Origin of the sequence: Moorena bouillonii PNG, assembly GCF_001942495.1 — a bacterium.
GTDB lineage: Bacteria > Cyanobacteriota > Cyanobacteriia > Cyanobacteriales > Coleofasciculaceae > Moorena > Moorena bouillonii.
On sequence record NZ_MKZS01000001.1, the window covers coordinates 7,671,793 to 7,689,299 of the forward strand.

At 44.7% G+C, this 17,507-nt stretch carries 15 protein-coding genes and 1 pseudogene; 3 read left to right on the plus strand and 13 right to left on the minus strand.

From position 1 onward, the window contains the following. Positions 1-112 precede the first annotated feature (112 nt). The gene (locus BJP37_RS44090) at positions 113-244 is read left to right on the plus strand and encodes a hypothetical protein (RefSeq protein WP_269087095.1); all 132 of its coding nucleotides are present in this window, start codon (positions 113-115) and stop codon (positions 242-244) included. Between the two features lie 118 nt (positions 245-362). Here BJP37_RS44090 and BJP37_RS31285 read toward each other — a convergent pair whose 3' ends face one another. The 10 genes from BJP37_RS31285 to BJP37_RS41765 form a co-directional block, all read right to left on the minus strand. After that, on the minus strand, positions 363-632 hold the full coding sequence (locus BJP37_RS31285) for a hypothetical protein (protein ID WP_075904793.1): 270 nt from the start codon (positions 630-632) through the stop codon (positions 363-365). 81 nt (positions 633-713) lie between these two features. Then, positions 714-971, minus strand: coding sequence for a hypothetical protein (locus tag BJP37_RS31290; RefSeq protein ID WP_075904795.1), 258 nt, complete (start codon positions 969-971; stop codon positions 714-716). An 11-nt stretch (positions 972-982) separates the two neighbouring features. Beyond that, positions 983-1,180 carry a hypothetical protein gene (locus BJP37_RS31295; RefSeq protein ID WP_075904797.1) on the minus strand — a complete coding sequence of 66 codons (198 nt, stop codon included), beginning with the start codon at positions 1,178-1,180 and terminating at the stop codon, positions 983-985. 618 nt (positions 1,181-1,798) lie between these two features. Then, complete coding sequence (ppsA, locus tag BJP37_RS31305) at positions 1,799-4,330, minus strand: phosphoenolpyruvate synthase (protein ID WP_075904801.1); 2,532 nt, start codon at positions 4,328-4,330, stop codon at positions 1,799-1,801. Between the two features lie 1,097 nt (positions 4,331-5,427). Beyond that, positions 5,428-5,637: a hypothetical protein gene (locus BJP37_RS37880; RefSeq protein WP_143727884.1), complete on the minus strand. Its 210-nt coding sequence runs from the start codon at positions 5,635-5,637 to the stop codon at positions 5,428-5,430. Between the two features lie 363 nt (positions 5,638-6,000). Continuing rightward, the gene (locus BJP37_RS44765; RefSeq protein WP_229415505.1) at positions 6,001-6,123 is read right to left on the minus strand and encodes an adenosine-specific kinase; all 123 of its coding nucleotides are present in this window, start codon (positions 6,121-6,123) and stop codon (positions 6,001-6,003) included. A gap of 627 nt (positions 6,124-6,750) precedes the next feature. Then, a complete protein-coding gene (locus BJP37_RS31315) occupies positions 6,751-7,290 on the minus strand; it encodes a universal stress protein (RefSeq protein WP_075904803.1) in 540 nt (179 codons plus the stop codon). 380 nt (positions 7,291-7,670) lie between these two features. Continuing rightward, positions 7,671-10,415 (minus strand): beta strand repeat-containing protein, encoded by a 2,745-nt coding sequence (locus BJP37_RS31320; RefSeq protein WP_075904805.1) that lies wholly within the window; start codon positions 10,413-10,415, stop codon positions 7,671-7,673. Next, on the minus strand, positions 10,406-10,786 hold the full coding sequence (locus tag BJP37_RS41760) for a two-partner secretion domain-containing protein (protein WP_075904807.1): 381 nt from the start codon (positions 10,784-10,786) through the stop codon (positions 10,406-10,408). Before BJP37_RS41760 ends, BJP37_RS31320 begins: the two co-directional genes overlap by 10 nt. Next, entirely contained in the window at positions 10,783-11,163 is a 381-nt protein-coding gene (locus BJP37_RS41765) for a hypothetical protein (protein ID WP_075904809.1), read from the minus strand. The genes BJP37_RS41760 and BJP37_RS41765 overlap by 4 nt, the downstream gene beginning before the upstream one ends. A 456-nt stretch (positions 11,164-11,619) precedes the next feature. Between BJP37_RS41765 and BJP37_RS31335 the strand changes: the two genes are divergently transcribed. After that, entirely contained in the window at positions 11,620-11,928 is a 309-nt protein-coding gene (locus tag BJP37_RS31335; protein WP_081431396.1) for a DUF3288 family protein, read from the plus strand. A gap of 219 nt (positions 11,929-12,147) precedes the next feature. Here the strand turns inward: BJP37_RS31335 and BJP37_RS31340 are convergent, their stop codons facing one another. The 3 genes from BJP37_RS31340 to BJP37_RS31350 are packed head-to-tail and all read right to left on the minus strand — an operon-like array spanning position 12,148 to position 16,165. Continuing rightward, on the minus strand, positions 12,148-13,545 hold the full coding sequence (locus tag BJP37_RS31340; protein WP_075904811.1) for an MlaD family protein: 1,398 nt from the start codon (positions 13,543-13,545) through the stop codon (positions 12,148-12,150). A 45-nt stretch (positions 13,546-13,590) separates the two neighbouring features. Beyond that, complete coding sequence (gene bioD / locus BJP37_RS31345) at positions 13,591-14,262, minus strand: dethiobiotin synthase (RefSeq protein ID WP_075904813.1); 672 nt, start codon at positions 14,260-14,262, stop codon at positions 13,591-13,593. A 13-nt stretch (positions 14,263-14,275) separates the two neighbouring features. Continuing rightward, positions 14,276-16,165 (minus strand): serine/threonine-protein kinase, encoded by a 1,890-nt coding sequence (locus tag BJP37_RS31350; protein WP_075904815.1) that lies wholly within the window; start codon positions 16,163-16,165, stop codon positions 14,276-14,278. Positions 16,166-16,546: 381 nt separating this feature from the next. On the opposite strand from BJP37_RS31350, the pseudogene BJP37_RS31355 reads away from it, so the two are divergent. Then, positions 16,547-17,455: pseudogene (locus BJP37_RS31355) on the plus strand (RNA-guided endonuclease InsQ/TnpB family protein); the annotation flags it as partial. Positions 17,456-17,507 lie beyond the last annotated feature (52 nt).

A 17,507-nucleotide genomic window follows, 5' to 3' on the forward strand; every position in this document is an offset into this window, starting at 1 on the left:
GTAGACCACAGTTAACACACTTTTGGTTACACCAACAGCTCCTTCTCAGCTTACCCCCTAATCAGCTATGGGGCTATCCAAGCTATAGCAAGTCTTCAAAGTAGCACTACAGATGCAGATGGCCAGAGGTCGGGATGACCAGATCGGGAGATGGCCAGATGAAATTGATGTGCAATTAATCCAGGAATTAACGAGAATCCCTACCTTCAGAAGGCAGGGATTCTCGTTAATTGGTATAATGTAGTATACTGTCAAGGAAACTTAGTACTAGTGCAGGGGAAACCGAAATAAGTGAAATGACCAGCTCCGACCTCTGTAGATGAAAGTGGTGACTTATTTCTGCGAGCCTGGACTAGGTGGAATCAGTAAAGTTTACGTTCTTCCCACAAGAAGCAGTAGTACGGTACACTGCCCAAGCCAGCATTAGTCAAAATTGATACCTTTATGACTGGGTTGGGTTCACAATTGTCTTCCTCAGATATCAAATCTAGGTTGGCCTGGTTAAAGAAGATGCCTGAAACCCGGCTTTTGATAGCTTGGAAATTATGGGCAATCCCAAGGAGCACAGATGACAGCTTTTGCCAGACTACAGCAAAGGTTGGTTTGATGGTTTCGTTAATTGTTGTTAGCATGTCAACACCCTTTATAGTATGGATTGAAAAAAAATTGTCTTAAAATGCACCCTTTTATACCCATGGCCTACTTGCACTGCTTCAACCTTTCCAAAAGAAGCAGTAGTACGGCACAGTGCCCAAGCCAGCATTAGTCAACATTGACACCTTTATGACTGGGTTGGGTTCACAATTGTCTTCCTCAGATATCAAATCTAGGTTGACCTCGTTAAAGAAGATTCCTGAAAACCTGGTTTTGATAGCTTGGAAATTATGGGCAATCCCAAGCAGCACAGATGATAGCGTTTGCCAGACTACGGCAAAGGTTGGTTTGATGGTTTCGTTAATTGTTGTTAGCATGTCAACACCCTTTATAGTATGGATTGAAAAAAAATTGTCTTAAAATGCACCCTTTTATAGGCTTGTGAAGCTTTCACTTGTTCCACTGCTATCTGTGAATCCTGTTTAACCTTGAGATATGCCATTGAAGACAGCCTCATTAGCCATACCACAACCCCTAAGACATCAAGGCTATCAAGGGTGGTTTCTCCCATAGTTGTGGCTAGCATGGTTTTCTCCTTGAGCTGACAGCAATAAAACTAGTGATTTCAGCTGATCTACGTTTGATAAATTTGGAAAAATCAAAAATGGTGGAATTTGTTCTATTTAATTACTCATTCTTGATTTATTTTCTAATCTTTATATTTTATTTATATTTCTCTGGAGCTATCATCCCCAATTCCTCCTATTTTATATTTCTTAAACAAACAAGCCTTGATGGAACGTCAAATTTATGGTTAGCCAAGGGTTTTCTATGGTTTCGGACCAGTTAATCACCCTCGCCCCTGGCGTATCTTAAAGTTTTGTAATGTAATTTTTGATTTGAAATTACATGAGAATTTATTGCTATTAACTCATCCTTCCTCCAAGATGATATGGGATTGTTGATCAAGAACTCGGCGACATCAAGCACCAAAATCGGCATCCTTGCGGTGCGACCCATGGCGAATTTATTTCTTAATGGGTCAAGGGCACCGGAGACGTTTTGAACCTAGAAGCTAGCTGCAACTTGCCCCTAAATGCGACGAGATTTCAGTCATCTCTATGGGGGAAAAGATTGAGGTATTTGGTTAGGTGTAATCTAGATTTCTTAATACCTAAGACTCTTAACACCTAACACCACGACACTAATTCACTTCTTCTACCTTGGCGATATCTAGAAGTGTCTTGAGTACCGAGTCAGGATTCAAGCTGATGGAATCAATTCCTAACTCCACTAGGAAGCAGGCAAATTCTGGATAGTCACTTGGTGCTTGACCACAGATACCAATCTTGCGGCCATTTTTCTTGGCTTTTTCTATCACCATCCGCACCATCTGTTTCACTGCTTCGTTGCGTTCGTCAAAGATATGGGCAACTAACGCAGAGTCACGGTCTAAGCCTAGGGTTAATTGAGTCAGGTCATTAGAACCGATGGAGAAGCCGTCAAAGATTTGGCTATACTCGTCGGCTAAGATGACGTTACTGGGGATTTCACACATCACATAGACTTGTAACCCATTCTCCCCTCGCTTCAAGCCATGCTTTTCCATTTCCGCCAGCACCAGACGACCTTCATCAGGGGTGCGACAGAAGGGAATCATGGGGATAACGTTTGTCAGTCCCATCTCATCCCGTACCCGTTTGAGTGCCTTACATTCCAAACCATAGGCTTCCCGGTAGATTTCATCACAGTAACGAGACGCCCCTCGCCATCCTAGCATCGGGTTCTCTTCCCTGGGTTCAAACTGTTGACCCCCTAAGAGATTGGCGTATTCGTTACTCTTGAAATCTGACATCCTGACGATAACTGGTTTGGGATAGAAAGCAGCAGCGATGATGCTAATCCCGTTGGCTAGTTTATCCACAAAGAAGTCAGGTTTATGGTCATACAATGCTGTCAGCTGAGCAATTTCTTCCTTGACCGATGGATCTTCGAGTTTATCGAAGTGAATTAAGGCCATCGGGTGTGCCTTAATGTGATTGGCAATGATGAACTCAAACCGAGCTAACCCCACCCCATCGCAGGGAAGAGAAGACAAACTAAAAGCTTTCTCTGGGTTACCCACATTCATCATGATTTTGGTGCGGGTGCGCGGTAGGTTGTCAAGGAGGGTTTCTTGCACCTCAAAGGGCAGCAACCCTTGATAAACCTTGCCTTCATCTCCTTCTGCACAGGAAACGGTCACCAGTTGGCCTGTCTTCAATTGGTTAGTGGCATTGCCACAACCCACAATCGCGGGGATACCCATCTCACGGGCAATTATGGCAGCGTGACAAGTGCGACCTCCTTGATTAGTGACGATAGCACTCGCTCTCTTCATGATAGGTTCCCAATCCGGATCTGTCTTGTCCGTGACCAACACCTCTTTGGCTTGGAAACGGTCAATCTTGTTCACATCCAGAATTACCCTTGCTTTGCCTTGACCAATCATTTCCCCGACAGCGCGACCGGTGGCTAGCACAGATGTTGCTGCTTGCAATGTCTCTACATCGCCTTTGAGTTGATAATGACAAATAACATTGGCAGATTTCTGGGATTGTACAGTTTCCGGACGGGCTTGAACAATAAAGAGTTCACCGGTTTTCCCGTCTTTCGCCCACTCAATGTCCATGGGGGTGTAGCTACCCCGCACCTGGGAATAGTGCTCTTCAATGATGCTAGCCCACTTGGCTAGGGTCAGAATTTCCTCATCATTGATCGCGTATTTTCCCCGTTCTGATGGCGGTACTGATATATTTTTCGTCAGTTTCCCGCCGTCATCATAGACCATTTTGACTTCTTTGCTACCTAGACGTTTGTCTAGGATAGGGCTATACCCCTGTTGGAGAGTCGGCTTGAACACCAGGTATTCATCAGGGTTGACTGCTCCTTGGACAACGTTTTCACCTAAACCGTAAGCCGCCGTTACTAAAGCGGCATTTTTAAATCCGGTTTCGGTGTCGATGGAGAACATCACACCAGAGGACGCTAGGTCTGAACGCACCATTTTCTGGACACCGACAGAGAGAGCGACATCAAAGTGGTCAAAGCCTTTAACAGTTCGATAGGAGATGGCGCGGTTGGTAAAAAGGGACGCAAAGCATTTGTGACACGCTTGCTCAACCGCTTTTACTCCGTGGACGTTGAGATAGGTTTCCTGTTGACCAGCAAAGCTAGCATCAGGTAAGTCCTCAGCGGTGGCACTGGAACGAACTGCTACATCTATATTGTAATTTGACTGTAGGTAAGTGTCCCGATCATCTGGCTCAAACTGCTCACAGAATTCCTGGGGATCATTGCCATAACGTTGGCATAGTTGTTGGTAGGCTTGCGCGATCGCATTGGCTAGTTCTTCTGGGAATGGCGTATTGAGAATTAAGCTTCTCGCTTGCATCCCCCGTTGCCGCAAGTTATTGACATCTTCCACATCCAGATCCAAGAATGCCTGGCGCAGCTTGGCTTCTAACCCAGCTTTATCAATAAAGTATCGATAGGCATAGGCTGTAGTAGCGAAGCCAGTCGGTACTCTCACTCCTACTGGTGTAAGTTGTCGGATCATTTCTCCCAAAGAGGCATTCTTTCCCCCGACTATGGCGATATCGGCAATACCAACTTCCTCAAACCAGAGGACGAAGGCTTTGTCTTGGGCATAGTCTTTGGCAGATGGTAGGGTTTTTTCTGGATTAGTGGTGACCATATGAGCTTCTCCTGAAGTTTACTTCCAAGGGGAGTACAGATGGTTTTCTGCCTCAATGGGATTGTTCAATGGGATTGTGAAAAGTCCGATGAAGCACCTGAAGTTCTTGCAGTTGCTGAACTAGGATTAACTCAAGGCTTAGCCTGTTCGCCACTATGACAAGCTCAAGGAAGATGCCATTGTCTTAACTCTAGCCTAGCAATTCGTTTCTCCCCTTCATTGAGCTATCAACTCTATCGGGGCTGATACTACTAGTTTAGATACTAGTTTAGAAAATTTTCCTCTTAGGAGGTCATCCTTCTTAACTTTATTCTATAACAGATATTTTTTAGTAGAAATCAAAAATGTTTAATTAGAAATCAAAAATGATTTAAATTTTTTATAGATATAATCAAGGAGATGAGTTTTAGTGAATTTCCAGGCTTTGGCTTATATCCCCAAAATTTTGTAGTTGATTTTACATAATTTGTTCGGCAATTGTAGTTTAGTTGACATAACTTTCCTGGCCTTTACTATATGATTAAAAATCTGAATAAAATAGTCATAAATTTATCAATACCATTATTTTCCGTCTATGGTGCAACAGGTACTGAAGTAGCTGACCGCGAAAAATCCCCCCCTCACCCCCTTACCCCTTCATCTTCAAAGGAACTAGTCACCAATCTCTGCCTAGGTGTACTAATAATTACGGGTAATGTAAGGGGTCGTTATCGTTTCTAATCTAGTTGAGAATCATCCTTTCTTGATGCAAAGCGCGAGTGGGGGAAACCACGGCAAAGCGCGAGTGGGGGAGACCACGGCAAAGCGCGAGTGGTTTTGGGTCTGTGTGCGGAACCTGCGTCCGCACCGCGGTTTGCCCCNTAGTTTAGTTGACATAACTTTCCTGGCCTTTACTATATGATTAAAAATCTGAATAAAATAGTCATAAATTTATCAATACCATTATTTTCCGTCTATGGTGCAACAGGTACTGAAGTAGCTGACCGCGAAAAATCCCCCCCTCACCCCCTTACCCCTTCATCTTCAAAGGAACTAGTCACCAATCTCTGCCTAGGTGTACTAATAATTACGGGTAATGTAAGGGGTCGTTATCGTTTCTAATCTAGTTGAGAATCATCCTTTCTTGATGCAAAGCGCGAGTGGGGGAAACCACGGCAAAGCGCGAGTGGGGGAGACCACGGCAAAGCGCGAGTGGTTTTGGGTCTGTGTGCGGAACCTGCGTCCGCACCGCTGTTTGCCCCGTGGGAACCCCCTTTGGCGGCGCTGCCTCCCCAAGACCGCGCTGCCTCCCCAAGACCGCGCTGCATCGCTCACTCATTCCCTATTACCCATATTATCCATTCCCAACAATATAGGAACTATTTTGGCACTAATTAATTTGACAGTAATTAATTGCACTTGGTACTAGAGCTTGTCGCCGTACTGGCTCAGGAAATCCTTGGGTGTCTTGACCTGATCAGTACCTTTTACTCCTTGTGGTTAAAACCTATCCACAACCCTTTTGATGCTACGCCCTTCGTTTCACCTACAATCTCCTGTACCGGATTGGCGGTGGAACAATGGATAGGGCAGACTTCTGAGCACTCCTGAATCCCTTGAGGATTCTGACTTGGATTAGATTTAAGCGTTGAATCATTTGCTGTAGCTCGAATCAAGTATGATCCAGATGCTTAACAGAAGACGATGCCAAATTTTAGCTGGGTCGAAGTTCCGATCATGACCTGATATAAGTCAACGACCGTTTTAATAAAGTGGGCGTTACCAATAATGATGATGTTACTCCCCCTGATCAACTTTCTATCCTAACCACTTTGAGTTCGATTGTCACCGACCTCTGAGCCTCAGTGAAACAGTAAAAACACTAAACTAAACGTAAAATTTATATATTATCTCCAGTCAAAGTAAAATTACTGCCAAAATGCCAAATACCTACCGGCATCATAGATACTTCTTCTGATGGCAGGTGGTAACCTGTAGATCTAATTATCACCTCAGCATTGACAAAAATGCATAAGTATGAATACAACTAAACTCACATCAACAAACCACAGTTGTTGAGAAAATCCTGGAGAAATAACTCCCACAACTTAAACAAAACTGGACTCCAAAACCTATCACCAAAACCTATAAGTAGTAGGGTGCGTTATTAACGCACCCTACAAGTAGATTTATTGTGAAATTCCTGCTCTCAAAAAGAGACTAGACTTCTGGTGGAAGTAAGAAGGATTAGTGAAATGATTAGTGATGAATCAGTATATTTGATCCATCTATGTAAAAAATGCATAATCCTTCAAGCCTTCTTGATGCAGCGCGGTCTTGGGGGAAACCCCCATGACCGCGCTGCATCGCTAGAATCTCAAGGCTGTCCCTCGCAAAGCGTGAGCAAACCTCAATCGCAAAGCGTGAGCAAACCTCAATCTCTACTTTGTATCTGTAGTTACTGGAGTGGCTGTAGTGCTTAACTCAATGGTTGGGGTTGCTACCCCTTGAACTACCAACACTGAGCAAGGAGCATGGTGAACAACATAGTTACTGACACTGCCGAGTACTATTTCTTTTAAACCCCCAAGCCCTCGACGACCTAGAACAATTAAATCCGCACCCCACTTTTGGGCTAGCTCACAAATTCCTACACTCGGATCTGCCAATTGACAAGATACTTCGGCAGCGATACCATGATTATTGGCCTGTCGAGCATAACTCCTAAGCCACTCTTTGTTTTCCTCAACGTGTATTTGCAGATTTTCTTGGTGAACCTTTCGCAGGCTACCATATAGGTCTACATCAGCTATGGTGCCAAGACCTACGTAAGGACTCATCATTTCCTGAGGTTCCCAGTTAAGGAAGTGTACTAGCATCAGAGTACTCTGTTCTTTTTCGGCTAGGTCTAAAGCCTGTTCAAACACTGCTTCTGCTTGGGATGAGCGGTCGATTGCTACCAGAATCTTTTTGTAAGCCATGATTAGTTTTTCCTCGTATCTTCAAATGGCATATCGAAGACATGGAATTTAGGGACTTCCAGAAAATAAATCAGGGGTTGCCCTTGTAGCGGAAAGATAGGAAAGATGGGGACGTTCACGCTTTGCGAGGAGTACCGACATTGGAGACGTTGATTGAATAGTTTCCTGTAGTCAGTGTTTTAGTCAGTACCGTAGTCAGATGTTACTCGATGTGATAGAGTTCTATAACTTAATTCTAGAAAAACTTCTGAGAGATATTAAGTACTGGTTAACTATTTGTAACACTTTAGCAAAGGGAGTAGGGAGTAGGGAGTAGGGAGTAGGGAGTAGGGAGTAGGGAATATGGCATCAAAAATTATCACAATTCCTACACCGATTAGCTATGATTGGCTTAATGATAGATAATTAGTAGGGTCAGAGTATGGTGCATTAATTTCGACGGTACCGCTAAAGGAAGCTCCCAGTTGGGAAGAGGCGGTAATATCACTATCGGGGGTTTGTTGTTCCCGAAATTCAGTGCCAAAAATGCCTAAGGCATTGATAATCACTTGCCCCCCAAAGTCCTGTTCAGCATTGGCAGTGATATCGCTATTTTCTAGGGCAACTAGCAAGTCAGTATCAATAGTAATATTACCGCCAGTGGCAGCACCTGTAGCATTGGTAGTGATGTTACTGCCATCACGCATTAGGATAACCTGGGAATCCAGATTAATATTGCCGTTATCCCCAGCATTGACTTCAGCAGAAAGGGTAGCTTGATCTAATACAATCGAGGAGGCCGTAATGTCGAGATTACCGGCCTTGGCATTATCCCCATTACCACGAGCACTGACGGAAATTTCGGCACGATCACGAACTCTCAAGTTGTTGCTGGTAATGGTCACCGAACCGGCAGCTGAGTTTTCCTCAGAGAAGGCCGCAATCTGACTAGGAAACTGACCATCTTCTGAAATACCAGTGACCTCAATGTCATGAACATTGAGGATGATATCCCCAGCTTGACCATCCCCTGAGCTAGAAGCAATCACCTCTCCACCATCACTGACCTCTAGCTCAGTTGCCCGAATGGTAATATTGCCAGCATCCCCAGCTCCACGGGTACGAGAGGACAATGTTCCTTCATCACTGACAAGCAAACGCTCGGTTTCAATGGTTAAATTGCCGCCAGGGCCGGTGCCGACGAGTGTAGCTGTAACCAAAGCGCTGGGAAATATACCATCAGGTGAGGTACCAATGGCTGAGACTTCCTTAGCTCTAACGGTTACACTGCCCCCATCCATATTATTCCCCCGATTAATCGAGCGGATTTGAGCGCCATCACGCAACTGCAAAACTCGAGTTTCAACAACCACTCTCCCTGCATTTCCAATTGCTCCAGGTCTGGCGTTGCTATCGATGCGCCCACGCTCTTCAACGGTTGTACCTGAGAGCATCACAGATTCTGTGGCGGTAATGGTAATCTCACCAGCATTACCGGAGCTAAAGGTGTCGGTACTTACAATACCCCCGTTCAGCTGTAATTGTTTGGTATCAATTACTAGGTTACCGGCATTTCCACTATCCCGGGCAATGCTTGAGATTAACGTTGATGCATTATTCACTTCCAGCAATGAGCCCACATTTAAGGTAATGTTGCCACCACCACCCCAATCAAAGGTATCAGTGGAAATTCTGCCACCATTGTTGAGTATCAATGTTTGGGTATTAATTGTTAAGCTGCCACCATGGCCTTTACCTGTCGATTCCGAGAATAAGCCGCTCCTGGCTTCCACATTAAGATTAAAGTTAGCCCGATTGAAGGGGTCTTCCGGTAACGAGACTCCCTCCGTGCCCAGGTTTTCTAGAGACACTTGCAGGGTGTAAGTGTCCCCCACTTCTGGGGTTGCACCCTCGATCAATTCATTATTACTAGCATCAGAGGGGAAGGCACCAACTCCGAGTAAGTAAACCCCTGGCTCAGTGATGGTGGTCTCAATTAAGGAGTCTGTGCTGAAACTGCCAAAGACTTCTCTACTGCCACCAGCACCATCAGCAGCTTGAGAATCGTCATTGACTTCTAATAATTCTCCTGTACCTTGATTAAACAGGAAAATCTTGGTATCTACGTTGCCGTCTTCCCCTGTAAAGCCATTGTCAATGTCGAAAATAGCTCGACTGTTGCCATTCGTGATACTGAAGGAAAAGTAATCAACTTGATTTTCCGCTGCACCCAATACGGTGGTGCCATTAATAATCTGTTCTGGAGTCCGTTCAATGGAAACATAGGGAATTCCCAATGGTCCGGATTCAGCTACGTTGGGATTCGGTTCAGTAATAAACTCTAGAGGATTTAAGTCAAAGGTGTCTAAGTCTAAGAAAGGATTAGGGACAAAATCCCGACTTTCCCCAGATATGGTGACGCTTTCGCTAGCGTTAATGGTGATATCTCCAGCATTTCCGATGTTGGTGGTAGCAGTGATAATTTGTCCACCAGTTTCCAAGACTAAGTTATTGAGATTGAGTGCGATCGCACCGCCATTACTACTAGTCCGCGTAACTGTACCGATAAATCCCCGATTAGCTAGATTCAGTGACCCTTGGGCATTGTTAATGGTAATGTTGCCTCCAAAGCCACTAGTGTCAGCAGCGGAACGAGTCAGAATCCCGCTAAATAACCCATCCTCAGTAAAACCGGAGATATCAATGGCACCATTGGCATTAATCTCAATATCTCCTGATGCCCCATTGCTATTGGTAACGGTTTGAATTCTTGAGCCACCAGTGATGGTAAGAGCGCTAGTGGTTAGCTGAATGTTTCCGCCATTGCCGATGGCTGAGGTTAGTAAATCATTAGCAATCAAACTCTTGTCAATAAGATTGGTATTGCCAAGAGCGTTAATGGTAATGTTGCCAGCTACTGCATCTGGTATCGATGTCCCTGAAGTCAATCCAGCTTGTAAAGTGGATTGAGACATGTCGAAATTCGCACCATTGATGGCAATAGTTCCGCCATTTACTGAGGTCACATCTACCAAGCTACCGTTAGTCAACGAAACATCAGCTCGTTGGACTCCATCGGGAAAACTAACGGATGTCGCACCATTGAGCGTAACGGTTCCTGGATTAGATAATCCTCCTAATTCCACTTCCCTGGCACTTCAACGGTGGCACCATTGAGGTTAACTTCACCCCCAAGTAAAGCCATGGTTTGCCCAGTGTCGATGCCTAAAGTAGCTCCTATCACGTTGACTGAGCCAGGATTGCTACCATATTGCAAACCAGTGGGAATATTGATGGTTAACAATGGTGGGGCATTTGGATCACTAGCGCTAAAGTTGAAACCATTGTCAAATACCGCACTATCGGCAGTGCTAGCCACAAAGGAGCCTGCTACATCTAAGCGAGAAGAAGATCCAAATGCAATACCATTGGGATTAAGCAAGAATAAATTAGCGCTACCGTTTACTCCTAAGGTGCCCAGAATTTGAGACAGGGTGCTGCCAGTGACACGAGTCAAAATATTGGTAATGCCATCGGGATTAGCAATATTTTGACTCGTTGACCATTACCAACATTAAATTCGAGAAAACTGTGGAAGAGGTTACTATCTCGTATTGCTCCCCCTTCGATTAAATCAGCTACTGCACCACGGATAGTCTGATTGGGAGTAACCTGAGAATTTTCATTCCCCAAGGTACTATCTGGGGTAATTTGAGCGATAGTGGGTAAGGCGAGTAATAACCATAGACTACTAACTTCGAGCAATGCCACTAAGCCTAATTGCATTAGTGAAATGGTATCTCTGGTTCGACTTGCGATGAGGTAATTAGTGTTGTAGTGCTTGCTAGATAAGGGATTAGTTTTGTGGGCAAAGGGGAAGCGTACGCATTTCATAGATAGACCTGACCGATTAGTCTCAGTCTTAGAGTTCCCAGCACTTTTGCTCAGAGTAACAACTGTGATAAACTCAGAGCTTGCAGCTTTAGCAAAGGCAACAGGAACCCACCCCTAACCCCTCCCAGGAGGGGAAAAGAAGGAACAGGGAACAGTAATAATATTTGATTTTTTCAGTACTTAAATTGATTTTTATGACTTACGATATTAAGTCTATTTGTACTGCAGCAATATTTAAGATCAACAAAAAGTTAAGTCTCAAAAACAACTATAAATTATTAATTAAAAGCATAGTTTTACGATTTTTAAGTAGTTGTATAATCGTGCAAAATATCAGTATTAATTCTCCCCTATATCCCCACACTCTTACCCCGATTCCCGATTCCCGATTCCCGATTCCCGATTCCCGATTCCCGATTCCCTTTGCTATAACTAATTATTGATGTTCAAGCAAGCATGGAAGCCTTGACTGAGATGGAAGGAAATCAAGACCAGCAACATCCTCAGGAAAAACGCGATCGCGAAATAGTTAACCGTCTTTTACAACAACAACCCAATGAATACAACTTGGCGGAATTAGCCCGACTGCGGATTCGCTATGACAGCTTTCCCGGTGCTAGAGCCATTCAAAGGGACTTGGATGTACTGCTCCAGCGATGGCAACTGACAGAACAACAGCTTTTTGAGAAAACCCTTCAGATTCATCAAGAGGGTCTTGCGTATAGACGAGACAACAGTTCTGGCAACCAAGATGACTGGACTTAAGACTTCTTTGCTGAAGTCGCGAATAGGGAGTAGGGAGTAGGGAGTAGGGAGTAGGGAGTAGGGAGTAGGGAGTAGCAGTATCAAAAAGCTTCTTTTGCAAGAGGGTCTTTAGTTCTTTATAGAGTTTTTCATGGCTATGAGGTGAACAGGATTTTTTCCCTGTTCCGAGATCCACTGTTCCGAGATCCGCTGTTCCCTTTTCCCTTTACTAAATTCATTTCATTTAACCGATTTCCTAGGGGCTGGGGGTAAAAGCTTAAACATCTGTTTTTCTTGATTCGGTTGAAGCTTCTGATCAGCTGGAGCTATTGGATCGATCTGAGGTGGATCGATCTTAGGGGGGGACTTAGGGATGGAAACGGTTTTAGCAGGATCATTAGACGAGGCGGTGTCTATAGCAGTATTGAGAGCTTCCAGTTGTTGAGATATCAAAGCCTGCTGTTGCAGCTGCTCGGTAGAAGACACTAAGCCGCTGAGTCCATTAACTAAATCCTTGACATTGCGGCGAAAAGCTGGATCCCCAGTCAGATCATCTAGGTCAGCGGTAATCTTTTGGGCATTTTCAAAGGTAACTCGTGCTGAGTCTAGGGTTTGTTGTAATACCAGTAAATTAGTAGGACTGTTGAGAGTATTGGAAACATTACGTAAGTTAGCAGATGCTTGGGCAGCATTAGCCGATAGGTTTTCTAAGTTCCGCAGCATCTGTGATACATCCGTTTGATAAACCGCTGAGTTAACCTGATTCGCGGTAATAGTTAAGTTGCTGGTCAATACACGCAGATCTTGACTGGCCTGAGAGATGCTATCCAAGGTGGTCACCAAATTTCCCCGATTGCTGACCAATAGTTGATTGGCAGAGGTAATCAACTGATTTAGTTCCCTTGCCGTTTGGCTGTATTGCTCAGACGTACTAGAAATGCTACTGGTTGCCAACCCAATTAGACTAGATGTTTGATTGGCAGCACTGGTCACAGCATTCGTTGCGTTGGACAAGCCTGCTACCTCTTGCCGCACTATCCGGGACAACTGGGTCATCTCTTTGCTAAGTTCTGACACGTCTCTGGCGGCATTGGAGGCATTTTCCGCAAGACTATTGATTTTGTCAAAAAAGGCTGGATCACCGAAGAGTTCAGCAATGCGATTTCCGTTCCGTAGGAGGTCAGCAAAGGTGGAACCCACATCACCATTAATCTGATCTTCTTCACAAATAACTAGGGAAGAATTACATTGTGCTCCGAAGGGTGTAAGACTTTGAGCAGTGGCAGGTAATTGTCCTATAGGCAGGATATCCACATTGGTAGCACCAATTAAACCCGATTGATTAGCTTCAACCTGGACTTTGCGGGGGATTAACAATCCAGGGTCATCAATTTCAACGGTGACATTGACCCCATTAGTACCGGGTTCAATCTTAGTGATTCTCCCAACTTGGACACCGCGATAGCTGACCGATGCCCCCACTTGCATCCCAGCAGCGTTGCCAAAATTGACAATGAATTTATAGCTCTTTCGACCGAAGCTAATCCCACTAATCCATACAACAAGTCCACCGAAAACAGCAAGTCCTGCTACTATCAATAAGCCAACGGAGCCTTCTCGAATCGTCCGCGATCGCATAGTTTAACCTTTTTTACCCTTTCCCCTCACATTTACCATCATGCCTCACCAACCACTGACATCCAAATTTGAACCGACTTGAGCAAGTTTCGAGTAGTCCATTGGGTCAGATAGATGAGGTAAAATCCCCAAAACCTTAACATTGGTTAGAGTCTCGATTAAGCTAATCGGAGCCAACTGAGTTATTTCTTCGGAGGTACGAGGTTGGACGCAATTGAGGACAATGCCTTTGAGGTCAACTCGTGATGAGCGTGCCAGGGCAACATTAGCAACCACTTGTGCGATCGCTCCTAATTCTACCGGCGCAACCAATACCGTTGGCAATCGCCAATCCCTTGCCAAATCTGCCACAATCAGTTCATGAGTCACCGGTGAACCTAGTCCTCCCAAAGCTTCCACCAAGACCACATCCCGCTGACTGCGCAGATTAACGAAGCCTTGCCAGACCTTTTCGAGGTCAACCTCTCGTCCTTCTAGATCTGCAGCAACTGGTGGTGCTGCAGGGGTTTTAAACTCCACGGGTGTGATCTCCTCCAGGGTTTGACCCAAGTCAAATAGTTGGTGGTAAATTTCGCGATCGCCAATTCCGGTTTGAATCGGCTTGAATATCCCCAGACTCTCTTGAGGACGGTAAGTCTGCCAATAAGCAGCGATCACAGAAGTCAAAACCGTTTTTCCGATCTCTGTATTGGTACCAGTAATTAGTAATACGTTCAAGATTGAGTCACTCTCAGTCAGTAAGGCTAATATCTACAGCAAAGTTTCTTTCCTGTTTAGCAATTACATCTACTATATACTCACCAGCAATAGGCAGCTTACCTTGCCACCGTTGCACCCCTGAAGCCTTGTCCACTAACTTCCCATTGGGATAGCGGATAGTTAAAGCCACATCACTTTCAATAACCTCTAGCTTCAATTGCTGACCCTGTTTAGCCTTCACCAAGTAGCGCTGAATCTTCTGGGGGCTAGTGCGACCCAGTAGCCGCAAACGCTTGGTTCCCTGTAACAAATTGACCGGTTTTATCTTATACTCAGCAGTTGGTTTAGGTTCTGGTTTCGGCTTCGGTGCTTCTGTTAACTTTAATCCTAGCTGATAATCGCTATCCGGTAGACCCTTAACTGGACTCAGTTGAATCGTGTAGTTGCCGGTGAACAGAAATTTCCCTTGCCATTGCCGCACCCGCTGAGCTCGATTGTCCACTGGTTTTCCGTCCGGGCCAAGCACAGTCATCAAAACCCCTTCATCACTGAGATATGCCTTGAGGGTTTGGTCTTGTTTACCCTGGATAATGTAGTTAATCGTGTGATTAGCCTTTAAATTGCTGGATTTAGAAAGGGTTTTACCAGCAGAAAGCCCTAGACGCTGACTGTAGATTTGAGGCTTACTCGGAGTTGGACTAGCACTAGGGCTAGGACTAGGACTAGGACTAGGACTAGGACTTACAGACACTTTAGGACTTGGGGATTTCGCAGTGTCCTGCTGATTAACATTGCCCACCCAGACCCAAGAGCCTATCCCTGCCAGCACTGCTAGTCCTGTAGCTATCCCAAGCAGCGGCCAAGGACTATTCCAAATAGAGTTACCCCTGGCTTGAGACATTACCGGTTCACTCGGTTCTCCACCTCTAGCACCCCTGGGTGTTCTAGCTTGAGCCGATGCCACCGTTGTGCCTCGTAAATGCTTGGGCTTTGGCAGTTGCGGAGTTAACCCAGAAGCTTGAAAGGCATACAAGACTTCCCTAGCGGATTGGTAGCGATCGCTTGGTTGATCACTAAGCATCCGATTTAATATCTCAGCTAACTCATCGCTAACCCTAGCCCAGGGACGCCAGTTCCAAGTCAGATTAGCATCATCGACAAGTTCTTCTGGTTCTTTCCCAGTCAGGAGCACTATCGCAGTCACTGCTAGGGAATAGAGGTCACTACTCGGATACACCTGACCGGTCTGAATTTGCTCCCTGGGAGCGTAACCGCTTTTGCCAATACTAGTTGTTGGTGTGGGAGTATCTGGCAATTGAAGACGAGTTGCCAGTTCCTGTACCACACCCAAATTAATCAAAACGGGTATACTGTCTGTTTCCCCCATGATGATGTTATCGGGTGTGATATCTCGGTGGATAATCCCTTGGCTGTGGATGTAGTCCAAAACTGGCAAGGATTGCTGCAATAGCTGACGCACTTCCGTTTCTGATAAAACTCCCAAGTTGGTCGGGCTAGCCATTGGCGGTGATTGCACTTCCCGATCCGGATTAGAAGATAGAGGTTCACTTTGATTAAGAAGGGCTTTGCGTTGTTCTAGGAGGTCACCATAGGTTTTTCCCTCTACGTAGTCTCGCACCAGAAACAGCCGTCCTTCCTCTTCAAAGGTAGCTCGGAACTGAGGAATTTGCGGGTGTTCAATTTTATACAGGATACCTGCTTCTTGTTGAAACAGTTGCCTTGACTTATCTAGATTATTAGTTTCTGTCTGAGGGGGAATAAATTCTTTCAGGACACAAGGTTCATTGAAACGCCCTTGATCCTCTACCAGGTAAGTCCGATTGAATTCTCCTTGGTCAAGGACACGGAGCAAATGGTAGCGATTTTGCAGAATAGTTCCAGAAGCAATCGGTGGTTCCATCGGTGGTAGATCACTTGTTACGGACAATGAGGCCGGAGCAATATTCTTGAAGTTTAGACTTTATTCTGTTGCTTTGGAACTCCATCGATGGATTCCAACCCTTCCGTTGAGCCACAGAGTTGAGCCAAAGATAAGTTGATCAGCATATATATCAGGGTTTAGCCAACACTAGACTCCAAACACCCTTATGGTGTACAATCCGCAACCAGACCTTACAAATATCGTTATTAGAAAGCCTAACACTGAAAACTCCGCCACAAAGCGAGCGGAGATGAAAGTGTAAGCGCGACTTTAGTCGCCTTGAAGAAAATAAAAACAAATACTTGCTAATTTGTGCTAGGCATGTTAGCATAATAATAGAACATAAGAGGTCGAGTTCTGATGATTATACTTGAGTTCAAGGCATACGGAAACAAAACACAGTATCAAGCCATAGACAAAGCTATTCGGACTGTTCAGTTTATACGGAATAGCTGTCTTCGTTTGTGGATGGATAATAAAGGGTTAAGCAAATACGACTTAAATAAATATTGCAAAACCTTGGCCAAGAATTTCCCTTTTGCCAACGAATTGAACTCAACAGCTCGACAAGCTGCGGCTGAAAGGGCATGGTCATCAATCGCTCGTTTCTTTGAAAATTGTAAAAAGAAAGTACCTGGAAAGAAAGGTTTTCCTAAATTCCAGAAGCATTGTAGATCGGTCGAGTATAAACAGTCAGGATGGAAGTTGTCTCCTGAGAAAAAATCGATCAATTTTAGCGACAAGAAAGGAATCGGAAAACTGAAACTCAAGGGTACATGGGACTTGTGGCGCTTTGATAAGAAGTTAATCAAACGAATTCGCATAGTCAAGAGGGCTGATGGTTACTACGTTCAGTTTTGCATCTCTGTCGATGTAAAAGAGCAATTAAATCCTGCTGATGCGACTGTGGGACTGGATGTAGGATTGAAAGAGTTTTACACTGATTCCAGGGGCAAAACCGAACCTAACCCTCGTTTTTACAGGGCTGGGGAAAAGAAGCTAAAATTATATCAACGTCAAGTTTCTCGAAAGAAGAAAGGCTCATCCAATCGTAAAAAAGCGATTAATAGACTAGGCAGACAGCATCTTAAAATAAGTAGGCAACGTCAAGAACACGCCAAGAGACTGGCTCGTTGCGTAATCCGGTCTAACGACCTGGTCGCCTATGAAGATTTAAGAGTCAATAATCTAGTAAAAAATCACTGTCTTGCTAAATCTATTAATGACGCAGGTTGGTATCAATTTAGGAGATGGTTGGAGCATTTTGGCTGGGGGGGCGACATGAGAGCTAAAAAGTAGACTGTATAAGCTTCATAGCTCT

Coding starts and splice junctions, on each gene's coding strand:
- ppsA (WP_075904801.1), bottom strand. CDS start 4,330: ATGGTCACCACTAATCCAGAAAAAACCCTACCATCTGCCAAAGACTAT.
- BJP37_RS31285 (WP_075904793.1), bottom strand. CDS start 632: ATGCTAACAACAATTAACGAAACCATCAAACCAACCTTTGCTGTAGTC.
- BJP37_RS37880 (WP_143727884.1), bottom strand. CDS start 5,637: ATGCAGCGCGGTCTTGGGGAGGCAGCGCGGTCTTGGGGAGGCAGCGCC.
- BJP37_RS31295 (WP_075904797.1), bottom strand. CDS start 1,180: ATGCTAGCCACAACTATGGGAGAAACCACCCTTGATAGCCTTGATGTC.
- BJP37_RS31290 (WP_075904795.1), bottom strand. CDS start 971: ATGCTAACAACAATTAACGAAACCATCAAACCAACCTTTGCCGTAGTC.
- BJP37_RS44090 (WP_269087095.1), top strand. CDS start 113: ATGCAGATGGCCAGAGGTCGGGATGACCAGATCGGGAGATGGCCAGAT.
- BJP37_RS31315 (WP_075904803.1), bottom strand. CDS start 7,290: ATGGCTTACAAAAAGATTCTGGTAGCAATCGACCGCTCATCCCAAGCA.
- BJP37_RS31350 (WP_075904815.1), bottom strand. CDS start 16,165: ATGGAACCACCGATTGCTTCTGGAACTATTCTGCAAAATCGCTACCAT.
- BJP37_RS41765 (WP_075904809.1), bottom strand. CDS start 11,163: ATGAAATGCGTACGCTTCCCCTTTGCCCACAAAACTAATCCCTTATCT.
- BJP37_RS31340 (WP_075904811.1), bottom strand. CDS start 13,545: ATGCGATCGCGGACGATTCGAGAAGGCTCCGTTGGCTTATTGATAGTA.
- BJP37_RS31335 (WP_081431396.1), top strand. CDS start 11,620: ATGGAAGCCTTGACTGAGATGGAAGGAAATCAAGACCAGCAACATCCT.